Below are 17,369 nucleotides of genomic sequence, written 5' to 3' on the forward strand. Positions count from 1 at the left end.
TTATCGCACTGCTAAAGCGAGATTTTAAACATTAAATCTAAATTCAACCACGTCGCCGTCGACCATGACGTAGTCCTTGCCTTCGATCCGCACCTTGCCGCGGGCCTTGGCCTCGGCCATGGACCCGGCCTCCACCAGATCGGCAAACGAAACCACCTCAGCCTTGATGAAGCCGCGCTGGAAGTCCGAGTGGATCACGCCGGCGGCCTGCGGAGCAGTGTCACCCCGGTTGATGGTCCAAGCGCGCGCTTCCTTCGGCCCGGCCGTCAGATAGGTCTGCAAACCCAGCGTGTGGAAGCCCACCCGCGCCAACTGGTCCAGCCCGGACTCGTCCTGGCCGTTCATCTCCAGCATCTCGCGGGCCTCTTCCTCGTCCAGCTCCACGAGGTCCGCCTCCAGCTTGGCATCCAGGAACACGCAGTCGGCGGGTGCCACCAGCCCGCGCAGCTCGGCCTGCCGCTCGGGGCTGCCGAGCACGGCGTCGTCCACGTTAAACACATAGATGAACGGCTTGGCGGTCAGCAGGCTCAGTTCCCGGAGGTTCTCCATGTCCAGCTTGTCGCTCTCGACGGAGGAAAAGACGGTGTCGCCGCGCTCCAGGACTTTCTGCGCCGCCTGCAGGGCAGCCAGCTCCGCGGCGTCGCGCTTCTTGATCTTGACTTCCTTCTCCACCCGCGGGAGGGCCTTCTCCAAGGTCTGGAGGTCGGCCAGGATCAGCTCCGTGTTGATGGTCTCCATGTCCGAACGCGGGTCGACCTTGCCGTCCACGTGGACCACGTCGGGGTCGTCGAAAACACGGATGACCTGGGCGATCGCCTGCGCTTCGCGGATGTTCGCCAGGAACTGGTTGCCGAGCCCCTCACCTTCGGAAGCGCCCTTGACGATGCCGGCAATGTCCACGAAGGACACGGTCGCGGGCAGGATCCGCTGCGACCCGAAGATCTCCGCCAGCTTCTCCAGCCGCGGGTCCGGCAGCGAGACCACGCCAACGTTCGGCTCGATGGTGGCGAACGGGTAGTTAGCCGCGAGCACGCTGTTGCGCGTCAATGCGTTGAAGAGAGTTGATTTGCCGACGTTGGGCAGTCCGACGATGCCAATAGTTAGAGCCACGGTAGTCAAGGATACCGTGGCCCGGACACATCGACCCGCGTGCCGTATTTTGTCCGAGGCGGCTGGCATGGTGAAGGTATGGATGCATCGCATGTACTTCTCGCCCTTCTGGCCCTGTTCGTGGGCGCCGCCGCCGGCGCCGCGGCCGTGGCCGTCCTTTTCCGCCGCCGGCTGGCGGATCTGCAGGACGCCGCGAAGGACGACGGCGACCGGCTGGCAGAGCTCTCGGCCCGCCTCGCCGGGGCGGAGGCGGAGCGCCGGATGCTCGCCGAGCAGAACGCGCAGCTTTACGCCCATGATGAGCAAGAGAACACCGTGCTGCGCGCCCTGATCCCGGTCGGTGAGAAGCTCAAGCTCGTCCAGCAGCAGGTCAGCCTGCTGGAACGGGACCGGGTGGAGCAGTTCGGCCAGCTGGCCGAACAATTGCGTGCGGCCCAGCGCAGCGACGAGGCGCTGATGCGTTCCACGCAGACGCTCGCCTCCGCGCTGCAGTCCAATTCCGCCCGCGGCCAGTGGGGCGAGGTGCAGTTGCGCCGGGTGGTGGAGGCTGCCGGCATGCTCGCCCGGGTGGACTTCGACGAGCAGGTGCACCTCGCCGGCGCGGACCGGACCGGCCGCCCGGACATGATCATTCGGCTGCCGGGTGGAAAGTCCATCGTCGCGGATGCCAAGGTCCCGCTGCGCGCCTACCTGCAGGCGCAGGAAATCCCGGCAGCCGCATCGGCCGCGGAACAGCAGCAACGGGTGGATCTGCTGAACGCGCATGCCAAGGCGGTGCGCGCGCACGTGGATGCCCTGGCGGCGCGGAAGTATTGGGAGAGCCTGCAGGCCTCCCCGGAGTTGGTGCTCTGTTTCCTGCCCTCGGAGGCGGTGCTCTCCGCCGCCCTGCATGCCGATCCAGGCCTGCTCGACCACGCTTTTGCCCGCAGCGTTGCGCTGGTCTCCCCCGTCTCGCTGCTGGCCACGCTGAAGTCGGTGGCCTTTACCTGGCGGCAGGAAGTGCTCAAGGACAACGCACGCGAGATCTTCGACCTCTCGCGGCAGCTCTACGAGCGGCTCGGCACGCTGGGCGATCATGTCACCCGGCTGGGCTCGTCGCTCAAGAGCTCGGTCGAGCGCTACAACTCGTTTGTGGGGACGCTGGAATCAAGGGTGCTGCCGACCGCGCGGAAGATCTACGCCTTCGACGGCACGTCCCTGGAGGAACCCGCGGCCCCGGCGGCCCTTGAGAACACGCCCCGGCTGCTCTCGGCCCCCGAACTGATTGAAGGCCGGGACCCGGCCGCCTAGCAGGGCAATCGGTACGCCTTGCAGGGCGGCCCATTGGGGCCACCCTGCGCAGCGAATGCCAGGGTTAGCGGGCCGGGCGGGTGACGCGTCCGCCGAGGCCGCGGGATTCGTCGCCGCGTTCCTTGAGCGTGGCGCGCAGTTCCTTTGGCAGCGAGAAAAGGATGTCCTCTTGGGCGGTGACCACTTCTTCCACGTCGCCGTAGCCGTAGTCGCCCAACAGGCGCAGCACCTCGCGCACCAGGACCTCCGGCACGGAGGCTCCGGAGGTCACGCCGACGGTGGCCACGCCCTCGAACCAGGACTCGTCAACCTCGTTGGCGAAGTCCACGCGGTAGGCCGCCTTGGCGCCGTATTCGAGGGCAACCTCGACGAGCCGCACGGAGTTGGATGAGTTTTCGGAGCCGACCACAATCACCAGGTCCGCCTGGGGTGCGATCTTCTTTATTGCGGCTTGGCGGTTAGAGGTGGCGTAGCAGATGTCGTCGCTCGGCGGATCCTGCAGAGCCGGGAAGCGATCCCGCAGGATGGACACGATTTCCAGCGTCTCGTCGACCGAGAGGGTCGTCTGCGACAGCCAGATCAGCCTTTCCGGATCGCGCACTTGCACTGTCCGCGCCTCGTCCGGGTTGTTGACGATCGTGGTGTGGTCCGGCGCTTCCCCGTAGGTCCCTTCGACTTCTTCGTGTCCCTCGTGACCGATCAGCAGGATCTCGTTGCCGTCGCGGGCGAACCGCACGGCTTCCCGGTGCACCTTGGTCACCAACGGGCAGGTCGCGTCGATGGTCCGCAGCTGGCGGTCCTCGGCTGACTGCACCACGGCGGGCGAAACGCCGTGCGCCGAGAAAACGACCAGGGCGCCCTCGGGAACCTCGTCGGTCTCTTCGACGAAGATCGCGCCCTTTTCCTCCAGTGTGGAGACCACGTGCACATTGTGGACGATCTGCTTGCGCACGTAGACGGGCGGGCCATAATGCTCCAGCGCCTTTTCCACCGCGATCACGGCGCGGTCGACGCCGGCGCAGTATCCACGCGGGGCCGCCAGCAGCACCTTCTTGTCACCGTCCACGGGTGCGGCAGCCCAGACCTCGTCCGGGGTGCGGCGTTTGCGGGGAATGGTAGGCATGGAAAGGGAAACAGCAGTACTGGCCATGCCTCTATGCTAGCCCGTGGGCCCGGCCCGCCGGGCCCCGCCCAGCACCGCCCGCAGAGTGAAACCGGCCACCGCGACCACCACTCCGGCGCCGGCAAAGACGGCGGCCCAGGGCCGGAAGTCGGCAACGGCCAACTCGACCAGCCTCCCCAGGAACACCTGGGCCAACGCACTTTCGCCCGCCGCGTTCACTGCCAGCGGCGGTGCAAGCCCGGCGGCCAGCCAGAGGACCGCGCCCAGTAATCCCGCGCCGATACCGGCCCAGGTCAGCGCCGTGGCGGGACGCCGGGCGGCCAGCAGCATCAGCACCAGTGCCGCAGCCGCTGCCACCGCCGCAACCCACCACAGCGACGGCAGGTCCCGCACCCAGGCCAGGACGCCGCCTGCCTCCGCAGAGCCCAGCGGCAACAACACCTGCTCGGGGCTCCGGATATTAGTACCCAGCGCGTCCGCTACCCGCGAAACCGCCAGCGCCACCATGGGGGCGATATCCAGCGTGACGGCCGCCTCTCCCCCGGAAGTCCCGGAGAACGTATGCGCGTGCGACAGGGCCAGCGACTCGTTCAGGGCCCGCGGGAATCCGGCCAGTTCGGTCATCGCTCCAGCGGTTCGCTCCACGATGGGCCGCACGAGTTCCTGCAGGCCAGCCGGCAACTCGGCACTGCCGGCAACTTCTTCCGTGATGGTGGCGGCCAGCGCCGACCGGAACCCGGCGTCCTCGCCCAGCGGGGCGGCCAGCGACACGAAGCCCGCCCGGTCGAGCACCCGTTGGTCGGCCCAGGCCCCGCAGAGCGCGGCCCCGGCGAGGAGCACGGCCAACATCCCGCCGACCGCAGCCAACAACGTCCGCACGGTCTCCTCCGTTTCCTTGCTTGCTTCAGGCAGATCCGGCGGGGCTCGAGGAGCGCCGCCTACGCCTACCCAGTACAACAGAGAATCCGATTGACAGGGATAACTGGTAAGAATGTAGGGTCTCCGGCAGCCGTCGGAATCACACCTCCGGAAGGGGCAATTCATGGAGTCAAGCGCGGTCCAAGGCGCCGGCACCGGACAATCGACCCTGCCCCCGACTGCCAACCAGACGACGGCGGACAACCCGTGGCCGCTGCGGCTGCTGTCCCAAAAGCTCAAGATGCACATCGACCGCGTGCCGCCCACGTGGGTCGAAGGCCAGGTCATTGAGCTTAACCGCCGGAACGCCACCACCTACCTGACGCTGCGGGACACCGACGCCGAGGCATCCTTCAGCCTGGTGGTCTGGGGCAGCGTGATGGCGCGTCTGGAGCTGCCGCTGGAACCGGGCTCCCGGGTGGTGGCCCAGATCAAACCGGACCTCTACGTCAAGACCGGGCGGCTGACCATGCAGACCCGGGACATCCGGCCGGTGGGGCTCGGCGACCTGCTGGTCCGGTTGGAGCGGCTGCGCCGGGCGCTGGCCGCCGAAGGCCTCTTCGATCCGTCCCGCAAGCGGCGGCTGCCCCTGCTGCCGCACCGCATCGGCCTCATTACCGGACGCGATTCCGACGCCATGAAGGATGTCATCCGGAATGCCTCGCTGCGCTGGCCCGCCGTCGAATTCGAGGTCCGGGAAGTTGCCGTCCAGGGAGTGAATGCCGTGGCGCAGGTGATGCAGGCACTCGCCGAGCTCGACGCCCGCAACGATGTGGACGTCATCGTCATCGCCCGCGGCGGAGGTTCACTGGAGGACCTGCTGCCCTTCAGCAACGAGGATTTGGTCCGGGCGGTGGCCGCCGCCGCCACGCCGGTGGTGAGCGCCATCGGACACGAAGCGGACCGGCCCCTGCTCGACGACGTCGCGGACCTGCGTGCCTCCACGCCGACGGACGCCGCCAAGCGCATCGTCCCTGACGTCAGCGAGGAACTGCATCGCATCGGGCAGGCCCGCGCCCTGCTTGCCCGCCGGGTGGAGCAGATGGTCCACCGCGAAACCGAACGCCTGGCCGCGCTGCGCAGCCGCCCGGTGATGGCAAACCCCGCGGGCATCGTGGATGTCCGGGCGGAAGATCTCCACCGGCTCGTCTCCCGGGCCCACCAGGCCGTCTCGGCGGCCGTGCACCGTGACAGCGACCGGGTCGCCCACCTGAAGGCACAGGTGCGCGCACTGTCCCCCCAGAACACCCTGGACCGCGGCTATGCCGTGGCCCAGCTGCCCGACGGCCGGGTGCTGCGCGACGCGGCGGACGCACCGGCCGGAACACGGCTGCGGCTCCGGGTGGCCGTCGGCGAAGTCTCCGCCGAAGCCCTTCCCTGACGTCGTTCCCGGAATCCCAGACACCACCACACAACACCGGCACCGAAAGCGAGACCCCATGACAGAGCAGCCCGCACCGCCCGACGTCGCCTCCCTCTCCTATGAGCAGGCGCGCGAGGAATTGGTGGCCGTCGTCAGCCAGTTGGAAGCCGGCGGCGCCAGCCTTGAACAGTCCCTGGCACTGTGGGAGCGCGGCGAGGCCTTGGCGGCCCGCTGCGAGGCATGGCTGGAAGGCGCACGGCAGCGGCTCGACGCGGCACGCGAGGCGGCAGGGACCGAGCCGTCGCCGGCCAGCCCGGGCAGCCCCGGAACCGCCGCGTCCCCGGTATCACCCCTCTAGTCCGCCGCGGAACCGCCGCGTCCCCGGTGTCACCCCTCTAGTCCGCCCCGGCCAGCCCGGTTCCCGGGCATCGGACCGGCGAACCCGGCGGGCGTGCGTTACGAGGCAGCCAGGCGGGCCTTTTCCGCCTCGACGTCGAAGCCCGCCGGCGGCCACTGCGGGTCGATGTCTTCCAGCGCCTGCAGCAGAAGCTCCTGGACGGCGATCCGTGCATACCATTTGTGGTCGGCCGGTACCACGAACCACGGCGCGTCGACGGTGCTGGTCCGCTCCAACATGACCTGGTAGGCCTGCTGGTATTCGTCCCAGCGCCGCCGCGCGTCCACGTCGCCGGGATCGTACTTCCAGTGCTTGTCGGCCCGGTCGAGCCGGTCGCGCAACCGTTTGCCCTGTTCGCGCTTGCCCAGGTGCAGCATGACCTTGATCATCCGGATGCCGCGGCGGGCGACCATCGCCTCGAAGGCGTTGATCTGCCCGTAGCGTGCTTCCACCTCCGCCAAGGGCGAGAGCCCGTGCACGCGGTGGATGAGCACATCTTCGTAGTGCGACCGGTCAAACACTCCGATCATGCCGGGACCGGGCAAGGCCCGCTCCACCCGCCAGAGGAAATCGTGCTCCAGCTCCTCCGGCGTCGGCGCCTTGAAGGCCCGGTGGGAAATCCCCTGCGGGTCTGCGGCTCCGACCACGTGCCGGACGATCCCGCCCTTGCCGGAGGTATCCATCCCCTGCAGCACCAGCAGGACCGCGTCCGGCGCCCCGGCGCGGCTCTGCGCGAAGAGGCGTTCCTGCAGTTCGGACAGCCGGCGGTCCGAGGCCCTGAGCAGGAGTTTTCCCTCGGTCCTGCCGCCGAGGAATCCGGGGGTGGAGCCGGTATCGACACCGGCCAGGCCGAATCCCGGGCCGACCCGCAGCATCTCCGACGGCGTCCGCGTGAACTCGGGCAATCCGGTCTGTTCCACCTGGTCCTCCTGTTCGGCCCGGCCGGCTTGGCCGGCGGTGCGGGTGGCGACAGCCTACCGAGCCGCCGGCGGCGCGGCTACGCAGACGCGGCTGTTACTGCCGGTATCCGGCCAGGAACTCCTCGATCCGCCCCACGGCTTCGGTCAGCACGTCCACGTTGGGCAGCGTGACCAGCCGGAAATGGTCCGGCTGCGTCCAGTTGAACGCCCGGCCGTGCGAGATCAGGATCTTCTGCTGCTTGAGCAGGTCCAACGCAAACTGTTCGTCGTCCTTGATCCCGTAGACCTCCGGGTCGAGCCTGGGGAACAGGTAGAGCGCACCCTTGGCCTGCTGCGTGCTGACGCCGGGAATGGCGTTCAACAGCTCATAGGCTTTGTTGCGTTGCTCGAGCAGCCTGCCGCCGGGCAGGATGAGGTCGTTGATGCTCTGGTGGCCGCCCAGGGCGGTCTGGATGGCATGCTGGGCGGGCACGTTCGCGCACAACCGCATGTTGGTGAGCAGGTTGATGCCCTCGATGTAGTCCGCGGCCAGGTGCTTCGGCCCGGAGATGGCCATCCAGCCGCTGCGGAAGCCACACACGCGGTAGGCCTTGGACAGGCCGCTGAACGTCATGATCAGCACGTCGTCGGCCAACAGCGCCGTGTTCACATGCTCCGCATCCTCGTACAGGATCTTCTCGTAGATCTCGTCCGAGAACACCACCAGGTTGTGCCGGCGCGCCAGTTCCAGCATCCCCTCGAGGATGTGCCGCGGATAGACGGCGCCGGTGGGGTTGTTCGGGTTGATGATCACGATGCCCTTGGTGTTGGGCGTGATCTTCCGTTCGATGTCTTCGAGATCCGGCAGCCAGCCCTCTTCCTCGACGCAGAGGTAGTGCACCGGGTGGCCGCCGGCCAGCGACACCGACGCGGTCCAGAGCGGGTAGTCGGGGGCCGGGATGAGCACTTCGTCGCCGTTGTTCAGCAGCGCCTGCAGGCTCATGGTGATCAGCTCGCTGACCCCGTTGCCCAGGTACACGTCGTCCACGCCGATCTCTTGGATGCCGCGGGTCTGGTAGTACTGCGACACCGCGGTCCTGGCCGAGAAGATGCCGCGCGAATCGCTGTAGCCCTGCGCGGTGGGCAGGTTGCGGATCATGTCCACCAGGATGGCGTCCGGAGCTTCGAATCCGAACGGCGCCGGGTTGCCGATGTTCAACTTGAGGATGCGCTGGCCCTCGGCCTCCATCCGCTGGGCATGCTCGAGGAGCGGACCGCGGATGTCGTAGAGGACGTTGTGGAGCTTGTTGGACTGCTTGTACTGGGCCATCCAACGATCTTCGCACACGGCACGCGCCGCCCCGGAGACCGAAGCGGCGCGTGAACGGGAGCCGGGACCCTAGCCGGCCAGGCCCTTTTCCGCCAGCCAGTCCGCGGCGGCGTCGGCCGGGTTGCGCTTCTCGTCCCCGCTGACCTGGCGGTTGAGGTCGATCAGGTCTTCGGTGGTCAGCGCTGCCGAAACCTCGTTGAGCACCCGGGCCGCCTGCTCGTCCACGGCGTCGCTGCGGATCAGCGGCAGCACCTGCTGGGCGATGAAGTTGTTCTTCGGGTCTTCCAGCACCACCAGGTCGTTGTCCTCGATGGACGGGGTGGTGGTGTAGATGTCGGCCACCTGAATCTTGTCGGTGATCAAGGCGTTGAGCGTGGTCGGTCCGCCGTAGTCGTTGATCGGTTCGAAGGACTTGGGGACGCAGCCGTAGTTGGCTTCCAGCCCCGGCAGCCCGTACTCGCGCTCGGCGAATTCGGGGTTGGCTCCGAGCACCAGTTCGCCGCACACCGGGCCCATGTCCTCGATCGACGTCAGCTGGTATTCCTCCGCCGTAGCCTTGGTCACCACCATCGCGTCCTTGCTCTCCGCCGATGCGGGCTCCAGCACGCCGAGTCCCTCGGGCAGGGCATCAGCCAAGGCTGTCATGACGTCCCCGGCGGAGGCCGCCGTCGCCTCGGTGTCCAAGAACAGCAGGAGGTTGCCGCTGTAGTCCGGGATGATATCCACAGACCCTTCCTGGACGGCGCTGACGTAGACCTCGCGCGAGCCGATGCCCGGTTTCGTGGTGACGTCGTAGCCGGCGGAGGTCAGGGCGCCCGCATAGATTTCGGCGATGATCTGGCTCTCCGTGCCGCCGCTGGCACCGACCACCAGGGACCCGCCGGTGCTGCCTTCGGGTGCCGGCGTCGCGTCCTGCAGGGGGTCGGATCCCCCGCCGCAGGCAGCGAGCACCAGGGCGAGGGCGGCCGCCCCTGCGGCGAGCACGCTGCGCCGCGCGGCCGGGTTTTTGTCGTGTCCGCGGTTGCTGGCGTTGTTCCCGGGGTGGTCCTTCATGCTCATCTCCTCATGTGCCGGCACTGGCTGTTCCAACCTTACTTGTTCTGCCTTTCAGCCCGCCCCCTCAAGCCGCGCAGGCCGGGCGACACGGCGACTTTCTGCACCGCGGCCAGCAAGGCGTCCACGACCAGTGCCAGCGCCGCGATCAGCAGCGCACCGGCAAACAGCCGCACCGAGTCGCGGACCGCCAGCCCGTCGATCAGATACCGGCCCAGGCCGCCCAGGTTGATGTAGGCCACGACGGCCACCGTGGCGATGACCTGCAGCACGGCGGCACGCACACCGCCCAGCAGCACGGGCAGCGCGTTGGGCAATTCGGCGCGGAACAGGACCTGCCACTCGGTCATGCCCATCGCCCGGGCGGCGTCCACCAGCTGGCGGTCGACGGCGGCGATCCCCGAATAGGTGCCGGCCAGCAGCGGCGGAATGGCCAGGATCACCAGGGCGTAGATCGGCGGCATCAGGCCAAGGCCCATCAGGATGACGAACAGGGTCAGCAGGCCCAGCGTGGGCATGGCCCGCAGTCCGCTGGCAATGCCCACGACGGCGAGGCGCCCCCTTCCGGTGTGGCCGACGAACAGCCCCAGCGGCACGGCGATGGCCGCGGCGATCACCAGGGTCAGGCCGCTGTAGTACAGGTGCTCGGCCAGCCTGGCCGGCACGCCCGCCGGACCGGCCCAGTTGACCGGATCCGCCAGCCACGCCGCGGTTTCCTCGAACAGGTTCATCCGCGCACCGCCGCTTCCGCGGCGTCCGGCCGTTCCCCTGCGGCGGCAAGGGAGCCCGCCCCGGCACCGCCGGCCGCCGGCAGCGCGCCGGTCGCGCCGCGCGTCCGCGGCCCTGTTCCGCCGGCGGCCGCACCCGGGCGCTGCCACGGCGTGAGCACCCGCTCAAGCGCCAGCAGGAGCACGTCCATCAGCGCCGCCAGCACCAGGGTCATCAGGATCCCGACCACGATTTCGGTCATGAAATAGCGCAGCAGCCCGTCGGTGAACAGGAAACCGAGGTTCCGGACGCCGATCAGCGCGCCGACGCTGGCCACCGAGATGTTGCTCACGGAGACCACCCGCAGCCCGGCCACCAGCACCGGAATGCACAGCGGAAGGTCCACGCTGAAGAACCGGCGGACCGCCAGGTAGCCCATGGCCACCGCGGCCTGCCGGATGCCGTCGTCCACGGAGTTCAGCGCGTCCACCACGGCGCGGACCAGCAGCGCGACCGAGTACACGGTCAGCGCCACGATCAGGTTGGACATTTCCAGGATCCCGGTACCCAGGATGACCGGCAGGATCACGAACAGGGCGAGCGAGGGAATCGTGTACAGCACCGAGGAGACGGACAGAATAACGCCGCGCACTGCGCGGACCCGCCAGGCCAGGTAGCCCAGCGGCAGCGACAGCACGAGCCCGAGCACCAGCGGGAGCGCGGACTGGAACAAGTGGAGGGCGCTCAGCTCCAGCACATAGGGCAGGTTCGCCAGGAACCACTCCATCAGCTGCCGCCCGCTTGGAGCCTCTGCAGCACGGCCGCGGGATCGACCAGGCCGGCCACCCGCCCGTCGGCGTCGACGGCGACGCCGGCCCCGGACGGCGACGACAACGCCGCATCCAGCGCCTGGCGCAGGCTGGACCCCACGGTGAACAGCGACCCGCCGATGCGGGCCCGGGCCGGGTCGCGTTCCCCGGGCGGCAGCCACCCCGCCGGTGCGCCGTCGTCGTCGGTCAGCAACAGCCAGCCCTCCCGGGACGCCTCGCCGACGCTGTCCGCGGTCGCGGTGCGGGCAGGCAGCAGCGGCAGCCCGTGCGCGCTGTTGAAGGACAGCGAGCGGAAGCCGCGGTCCCGGCCGACGAAACCGGCGACGAAATCGTCCACCGGCGCCCGCAGGACCTCCTCGGGCGGGGCGAACTGGGCCAGCCGGCCCCCGGTGGCGAAGACGGCCAGCTTGTCCCCGAGGAGGGCCGCTTCGTCGATATCGTGTGTGACGAAGACGATGGTTTTCGCCAACTGCTGTTGCAGCCGCAGCAGTTCCTGCTGCAGCTCGGCACGGACCACCGGATCCACCGCACTGAACGGCTCGTCCATGAGCAGGATCGGCGGGTCCGCCGCGAGCGCCCGCGCCACTCCGACGCGCTGCTGCTGGCCGCCGGAGAGTTGGGCCGGATATCTGCCGCCCAGCTCCCGGGACAGCCCGACGACGGCGAGCAGCTCGTCGGCCCGCTTGCGGGCCGCGGCCCGGCGGACGCCGTTCAGCCGCGGCACGGTGGCGATGTTGTCCAGCACCGTGCGGTGCGGCAGCAGCCCGGCAGCTTGCATGACGTAGCCCATGGACCGGCGCAGGGCCGCTGCGGGCCGGCCGGAGACGTCGTGGCCGTCCACGAGGACGGAGCCGGAGGTCGGCTCCACCATCCGGTTGATCATCCGCAGCGAGGTGGTCTTGCCGCAGCCCGAAGGGCCCACGAAGACGGTGATCGCGCCGCGGTCGATGTCCAGCGTCAGGTCTTGGACCGCCGCCTGTCCGGCGTAGGTCTTCGTGACGGCGCGGAACTGCACCATGGGGCCGGCACCGGCTCCGGCCGAGCGTTCGGCCGGCAGCTCATCCGGCCGGGCGGCCGGCCTCGTGGGCTCGGGCATGCTGAACCTTCCGTGGGGGGGGTCCTGCGGCCGGCAGGCCCACAGGTGCTGCCACCGAGTCTAGTCAACGGCGCGGCCCGCGAGCACCCGGTCAGCGCCTGCCGCGATGGCCCTTGGCCTGTGCGGCGGCCTTGGCCGCCTTGCCGAACTGCCGGCCGGCCCGGCGCTGCTCTGCCACGTTCTGCCGCAGGTGCAGGCGGGCCAGCTCGCGTTCCATCTTCCGGTAGCTGTCCCAGCGCCGCTGCTCCAGGCTCCCGGCGGCGAGGGCCTCGCGCACGGCGCAGCCGGGCTCGGCGTCGTGGGCGCAGTCATTGAACCGGCAGCCGGCGGCCAGGTCTTCGATGTCCCCGAACATGGTCGCCAGCCCCTCCTCCGCGTCCCACAGCGCGAAGCCGCGGATGCCCGGCGTGTCCATGAGCACGGCGCCGTTGGGCAGGGGAATGAGCTCGCGCGCCGTGGTGGTGTGCCGGCCCTTCCCGTCGCCGGCCCGGACGGCTCCGGTGTCCTGCACCGCCCGGCCTGCGAGCGCGTTGATCAGGCTGGATTTGCCCGAGCCCGAGGGCCCCAGCAGCACCATCGTCCGGCCGGGGCCCAGGTATTCGGCCACGGCATCGAGCCCGTCGCCCGTTTCCGCGCTCGTCGCCAAGACGTCCGCGCCGGCGGCCTGCTCGACGATCTGGGCGGCGACCTCGTCATGGCGGCCGCTCAGGTCGGCCTTGGTCAGGATGACCACCGGCAGCGCCCCGGAATCCCACGCGGCCACCAGGGTGCGCTCCAGCCGGTTGGCCGACAGCGGCCGGTCGAAGGGCACCGCGATGCCGACCAGGTCCATGTTGGCGGCCAGGATCTGCTCGGCCGCCAGCGGGTCGTAGGCCTGTTTGCGGGACAGGGCGGAAAACCGCGGAAGCAGCCCGGCGATGGCAGGGCCGCCGGCGGAAGCCGGGCGGGCGGCGTCGTATGCCACCCAATCACCGGTGGCCGGCTGCGGGCTGCGGCCTGCGGTGGCCAGGTGGAGCAGGCCGCCGTCGGCCGCCAGCAGGACGCGGCCGCGGTCGGTGCGCACCACCCGGGCGGGGCGGAGCGCCGGGTCGGGAAAATGGAGGGTGAACTGTGCAGCGGTGTGTCGGGTGTAGCCGTAGCTGCGCAGCAAGGAGTGCGGGTGATGGGTGTCGGTCACGACGGTTACCTCGGGGCGTGAGGCCTCCGCGCGGGGACGTTCCGGCCGCTAGCCGCGGCGCGGGCGGGGTACGGAGGCTGGGCTGGTGATGGCAGCAGGATCTGCGGGATAAACGGTCATCACACCCACCTCCTCGGGGTTGTCCGGCGGGCTGGTCAGCCCGGCAACTGGATCAGCATAGCGCTCACCGGCCGTTTGCGGAATGGCCCGCCGGGACGCCGTCCGGGAAGTAGAGGCGCAGCCCCAGATCCACCAGGTCGACCCGGTCCAGCGTCGGAACCTCATGGAGCGGGATCCACCGGGCCAGGTCCGTGGAGCCGTCGGCCTCGTCGGTCAGTTCGCCGCCGACAACGCTGGCCGCGTAGATGACGCGGAAGGCGTGCAGCGGCCGGTGCCCGTGCAGGCGCTTCGCGGCCGGAATGTGTTTGCTGTCCACGCCCAGCAGCTGCTCGAGCCTGGCGGCGTAGCCCGTTTCTTCCCGGATCTCGCGGACCGCGCCGGTTGCGGCGTCTTCGCCGTATTCCAGGCCGCCGCCGGGCAAAGTCCAGCGCGGCCAGCCTGCGCCGGTCCAGCGGACCAGCAGCACGGCGCCGTCGGCAACGATCACGCCGTAGGCGGCCACGCGCGTGTCGAATTCCATGTCCCCCAGTGTAGGGGGGCGGCTAGTGTAGGGCGGCGGGCGAGGCGGCTATCGGACGCGGAGGCCGCTGTGCGCCGCCGCCTGCGCATCCGTGCGCAGTTCGTCGCGGGCGCGCAGCAACGCGTCCCGACGTTCCCGCGGCGCCACCGCGGCGGCCCACGGGCCGGGCCGCAGGCGCTGCGCTTTCAGCCGCGCCCGCCGCTCCCCGGCCCGCACCAGTGCGCGTCCGGCGCGGATCAGCAGCGACTCCAAGACCGGTGTCCGGATGCCGGCGAGGGCTGACGACGGCGGGCGGTACGGCTGGGTGGGGACAGTTGTCATGATGGGCTCTCACAGGTGATGTGCCGGCCGGTCCGACCGGGAGTCGATGATGGGAAAGGCATTGACGTGGAGCTGAACCGGGCGGACGTCCTCCGCGCCCTCGGCATTTTGCTCCAGGTAGGGTTCGGCCAGTTTCCGCACAAAGGCGGCTGCCTGTTCGGCGATGTCAGCCAGCTGTTCACGGGTCAGGCGGACGTTGATGGTGCTGGCCACCGACGCCTCCAGCCATTCCTGCGGCAACAGGTCGGCGCCGCGGGTCATGAAGTCGGCCAGCAGGTCGGCGCGGCTGCGCTCGAATTCGCGGGTGACCAGGCGGGCCGCCTCCCGGGTGGCCGGAGTGCCGGACAGATCGCCGGCGCTGATGGTCAGGCTGCCGGGAGTGCGTCGCCACCAGCGTTCGCGGGCCGTGCCCCGGCCTTCGACCTCCCGGACGAAATCGTGCCTGGCCAGCTGGCGCAGGTGATAGCTGGTGGCGCCGCTGGACTCCCCCAACCGTTCCGCCAGTCCGCTGGCCGTTTGAGGGCCGTACTGGGACAGCGCGTTGAGCAGCTGCACCCGGAGCGGATGCGCGAGGGCCTTCAGCGCGACCACGTCTACGTGGCGTTCGTCGCCGTAGCCGCCGCGTCCGGGCTCGCTTTCCTGCTCTCTCTGCTGCTCCATGGGCACCAGCGTAGCGGTGCAAACAATTCTTTGCAAGCGTTTCTTTGCAATGCTTCCTTTGCATACTTGTCGTGCCGGCCGGCGGTCTGTAGGCGAGGTTCCGGCGCGCCCGTTCGGGGAGCGCCGGGGCATTGCGCCCACCCCTGTTCGCGGCTAGAACTAAGACCATGGGGAACGCGCCAGCTGGGTTCCACGGCACAGCGCTGCGGAGGCGGGGCGGCCGTGCCTGAGTCCGCCGCAACGGTGCCGCGCGGGCTGATCGCCGACCGCCTGCGCGCCGTGCTGGAGAGCGCCGGCCCCGACCCGGCACGGTTCCCGTCGTCAGCCAGGGACTGCCTGGACCGCGCTTACGAGGCAGCCTATGCCGAGAACCACGCGGGCGCCCGCGCCCTGGCGCAGGCCGGACTCGCCCGGTCCTCGGACACCGAACTTGACGTCCGGCTGGGCTTGTACTCGGTGCTGATTGCGCTCGCCCAGCTGGCGGGCGAAGAGAAGCAGGCCCGGGAATATCTCCACGCCCGCATCGCCTTGCTCCGCAGCCACGGGCTGGAAGCCGAGGCCGCGGCCGGTGAGCGGCTGGGAACGGCGTTGTTCCGCGAAGCCGGCGACGACGACCTCCCGCTCCTGGAGGCAGAACTTGACCGCCTGCTGGAGGCCCGTGCCCCGGGATCGGTGACGGCGGACGTCCAGCTGGCCATCGCCGTCGTCCGTTCCCAGCGCGGGGAAGCGAAGCAGGCGATCGCGCTGCTGGAAGACGCGGTGGCCGGCTACGAGCATTCCGGCCGGACGGACAGCTTGTCCGGCGCGCTGATGTACCTGGCCAACACCTACCTGCAGGCCGACCAGCCGGAACGGGCCACCGCAGTTGCCGACCGCATGCTGGCATTGCCCGGCAACCGCGCCACCACCGCCAGCATGTGGCTCTTGAAGGCCAATGCCGCCGGCGGCGACGGCGCGGCCGGGCTGGAGGAAGCGCTGACGGCGCTGGAACTGTATGCGGCTGCCGGGGTCCGCAAGGGTGCCATCAGTGCCGCCGTCGTGCTGGCCCGGCTCTGTGCCGGCATCGGCGACTATGAGGACTCGGTGCTGGCCTGGCAGGCGGCGGTCGCCCAGGCCGAACGCGGCGAGGTCCAGGAAGAGCTCACGCTGCGCCTGGCGCTGGGAAACCAGCTGCTGGAGGCCGAAGAGTACGAACTGGCGGGCGAGGTGCTGTCCAAGCTGCTGGCGCGGCTGGAACACACCAAGGCGCCCCATGCGCAGGTGGCGCGGGCGCTGATGAGCCTGGGCCACGCCCACCGGCACGCCGGCCGGACGGCCGACGCCCTGGACTGCTGGCGCCGGGCGGTGGCCGAATTCAGCCACGGCGGCGAATTCGGCGAGGCGGCCCGCGGCCTGCTGGCGACCGGCACGCTGCTCTCCCGGGAGGACCGCGACACCGACGCGCTGGTCTGCTTCGAGGCGGCGGTGGCCGCGGCCCGCAAGGCCGAGGACGACGACGCCGCGCTGCCGCAGGCCCTGCACGCCTTGGGACATGCCCTGTGCGAGGCCGGCGACCCGGACGGGCTCACTGTCTTGGACGAGGCAATCCGGCTGGCGCACCTCTACGGGGCCCGGTGGTACGAGGCGGACTACAGCGACACGCGAGCGAGGGGGCTGTGGGCACTGGAGGACGGCACCGGGGCGGTCTCGGCGGCGCTGCAGGCGGCGGACCTCTACTCCGCTGCCGACGACGCAGCCTCGGCCGGCAACGCGGAACTCTTCGCGGCCCATGTGCTGGCCGAGATGGGGCGGGCCGACGACGCCGTGCCGATGTTCAAGCTGGTGCTGCAGGAGCCCGACGTCAGCCGCACACTCCGCGTCGCGGCGCAGTTGGGGCTGGCCTCGGCGCTGGACGCCCTGGGCCGGACGGTCGAGGCGGACATCGCCCGCCGTGCCGCGGACGCCGCGGCCGACAGTTCCGACTGACCGGCGGCCGACGCGGCCCGTTGCGCCGCGGGGTTGGGCCGCGGGGCAGGGTTCTCATCTTGGTCTCATCTGCGCCGTGGATACTGGTGTCATGCCCCGTACAGCCATCCGCACCGTCCTGGTGGCGCTGGCCGTGCTGCTCGGGCTGGGTGCCGGAGGGGCCGCACTGGCCGCTACCCTGCGCGAGCCCGGGCCCACCGACTTGGGCCCGTCCATTACCGTCACGCAGTCCGGGCCACCGTCCCCTGCCGGCGACCCTGCTCCGGCCGGCAGCGAGCAGCCGTCCCCCACGCCCACGCCCACCGCCCCCTCGTCCCCGGCCGCTCCGACCCGCCCGCAGGAAGGCAAGGGACCGGTTCCGGTCCAGCCGGCGCCGCCACAGGACTACGACGACGATGACACGGACGACTGGGACGACGATGGCGGGGACGATGACTGAGTCCGCACCCCTGTCCCCACACCCCCACGCCTTTCGGCACCGCGGCGGAG

General features: G+C 70.0%; 18 protein-coding genes. 5 read left to right on the forward strand and 13 right to left on the reverse strand.

The window, feature by feature from the left end; translation table 11 throughout:
• Positions 1-24 precede the first annotated feature (24 nt).
• Positions 25-1,110, reverse strand: coding sequence for a redox-regulated ATPase YchF (ychF, locus tag AC5RTY_RS00425; protein ID WP_494000361.1), 1,086 nt, complete (start codon positions 1,108-1,110; stop codon positions 25-27).
• A gap of 78 nt (positions 1,111-1,188) precedes the next feature.
• Between ychF and AC5RTY_RS00430 the strand changes: the two genes are divergently transcribed.
• Complete coding sequence (locus AC5RTY_RS00430) at positions 1,189-2,400, forward strand: DNA recombination protein RmuC (RefSeq protein ID WP_494138785.1); 1,212 nt, start codon at positions 1,189-1,191, stop codon at positions 2,398-2,400.
• Between the two features lie 64 nt (positions 2,401-2,464).
• On the opposite strand, the gene AC5RTY_RS00435 is transcribed toward AC5RTY_RS00430, so the two are convergent.
• Positions 2,465-3,550: a 4-hydroxy-3-methylbut-2-enyl diphosphate reductase gene (locus AC5RTY_RS00435; protein ID WP_494138786.1), complete on the reverse strand. Its 1,086-nt coding sequence runs from the start codon at positions 3,548-3,550 to the stop codon at positions 2,465-2,467.
• 9 nt (positions 3,551-3,559) lie between these two features.
• Entirely contained in the window at positions 3,560-4,402 is an 843-nt protein-coding gene (locus tag AC5RTY_RS00440; RefSeq protein WP_494138787.1) for a hypothetical protein, read from the reverse strand.
• 163 nt (positions 4,403-4,565) lie between these two features.
• Here AC5RTY_RS00440 and xseA point away from each other — a divergent pair, with 163 nt between their 5' ends.
• Complete coding sequence (xseA, locus tag AC5RTY_RS00445) at positions 4,566-5,822, forward strand: exodeoxyribonuclease VII large subunit (protein ID WP_494138788.1); 1,257 nt, start codon at positions 4,566-4,568, stop codon at positions 5,820-5,822.
• A gap of 58 nt (positions 5,823-5,880) precedes the next feature.
• A complete protein-coding gene (locus AC5RTY_RS00450) occupies positions 5,881-6,162 on the forward strand; it encodes an exodeoxyribonuclease VII small subunit (RefSeq protein ID WP_494012635.1) in 282 nt (93 codons plus the stop codon).
• 98 nt (positions 6,163-6,260) lie between these two features.
• On the opposite strand, the gene AC5RTY_RS00455 is transcribed toward AC5RTY_RS00450, so the two are convergent.
• From AC5RTY_RS00455 to AC5RTY_RS00500, 10 genes are all read right to left on the reverse strand, one after another.
• On the reverse strand, positions 6,261-7,076 hold the full coding sequence (locus AC5RTY_RS00455; RefSeq protein WP_494139159.1) for a PPK2 family polyphosphate kinase: 816 nt from the start codon (positions 7,074-7,076) through the stop codon (positions 6,261-6,263).
• Between the two features lie 139 nt (positions 7,077-7,215).
• Positions 7,216-8,430 carry a pyridoxal phosphate-dependent aminotransferase gene (locus tag AC5RTY_RS00460; protein WP_494138789.1) on the reverse strand — a complete coding sequence of 405 codons (1,215 nt, stop codon included), beginning with the start codon at positions 8,428-8,430 and terminating at the stop codon, positions 7,216-7,218.
• 69 nt (positions 8,431-8,499) lie between these two features.
• The gene (locus AC5RTY_RS00465; protein ID WP_494101656.1) at positions 8,500-9,483 is read right to left on the reverse strand and encodes an ABC transporter substrate-binding protein; all 984 of its coding nucleotides are present in this window, start codon (positions 9,481-9,483) and stop codon (positions 8,500-8,502) included.
• Between the two features lie 38 nt (positions 9,484-9,521).
• The gene (locus tag AC5RTY_RS00470) at positions 9,522-10,214 is read right to left on the reverse strand and encodes an ABC transporter permease (protein ID WP_494022565.1); all 693 of its coding nucleotides are present in this window, start codon (positions 10,212-10,214) and stop codon (positions 9,522-9,524) included.
• Entirely contained in the window at positions 10,211-10,978 is a 768-nt protein-coding gene (locus tag AC5RTY_RS00475; protein WP_494138790.1) for an ABC transporter permease, read from the reverse strand. Before AC5RTY_RS00475 ends, AC5RTY_RS00470 begins: the two co-directional genes overlap by 4 nt.
• On the reverse strand, positions 10,978-12,039 hold the full coding sequence (locus AC5RTY_RS00480; protein ID WP_494110198.1) for an ABC transporter ATP-binding protein: 1,062 nt from the start codon (positions 12,037-12,039) through the stop codon (positions 10,978-10,980). Before AC5RTY_RS00480 ends, AC5RTY_RS00475 begins: the two co-directional genes overlap by 1 nt.
• A gap of 169 nt (positions 12,040-12,208) precedes the next feature.
• Entirely contained in the window at positions 12,209-13,294 is a 1,086-nt protein-coding gene (gene rsgA / locus AC5RTY_RS00485; protein ID WP_494138791.1) for a ribosome small subunit-dependent GTPase A, read from the reverse strand.
• A 184-nt stretch (positions 13,295-13,478) separates the two neighbouring features.
• Positions 13,479-13,934 (reverse strand): NUDIX hydrolase, encoded by a 456-nt coding sequence (locus tag AC5RTY_RS00490; protein WP_494074119.1) that lies wholly within the window; start codon positions 13,932-13,934, stop codon positions 13,479-13,481.
• A 48-nt stretch (positions 13,935-13,982) separates the two neighbouring features.
• A complete protein-coding gene (locus AC5RTY_RS00495) occupies positions 13,983-14,255 on the reverse strand; it encodes a hypothetical protein (protein WP_494000373.1) in 273 nt (90 codons plus the stop codon).
• 9 nt (positions 14,256-14,264) lie between these two features.
• Complete coding sequence (locus tag AC5RTY_RS00500) at positions 14,265-14,915, reverse strand: ArsR/SmtB family transcription factor (protein ID WP_494000374.1); 651 nt, start codon at positions 14,913-14,915, stop codon at positions 14,265-14,267.
• Positions 14,916-15,137: 222 nt separating this feature from the next.
• Here AC5RTY_RS00500 and AC5RTY_RS00505 point away from each other — a divergent pair, with 222 nt between their 5' ends.
• Positions 15,138-16,880: a hypothetical protein gene (locus AC5RTY_RS00505; RefSeq protein WP_494138792.1), complete on the forward strand. Its 1,743-nt coding sequence runs from the start codon at positions 15,138-15,140 to the stop codon at positions 16,878-16,880.
• A 91-nt stretch (positions 16,881-16,971) separates the two neighbouring features.
• Positions 16,972-17,319: a hypothetical protein gene (locus AC5RTY_RS00510; protein WP_494128342.1), complete on the forward strand. Its 348-nt coding sequence runs from the start codon at positions 16,972-16,974 to the stop codon at positions 17,317-17,319.
• Positions 17,320-17,369 lie beyond the last annotated feature (50 nt).

It is taken from the genome of Arthrobacter sp. Y3224055, from assembly GCF_059090825.1.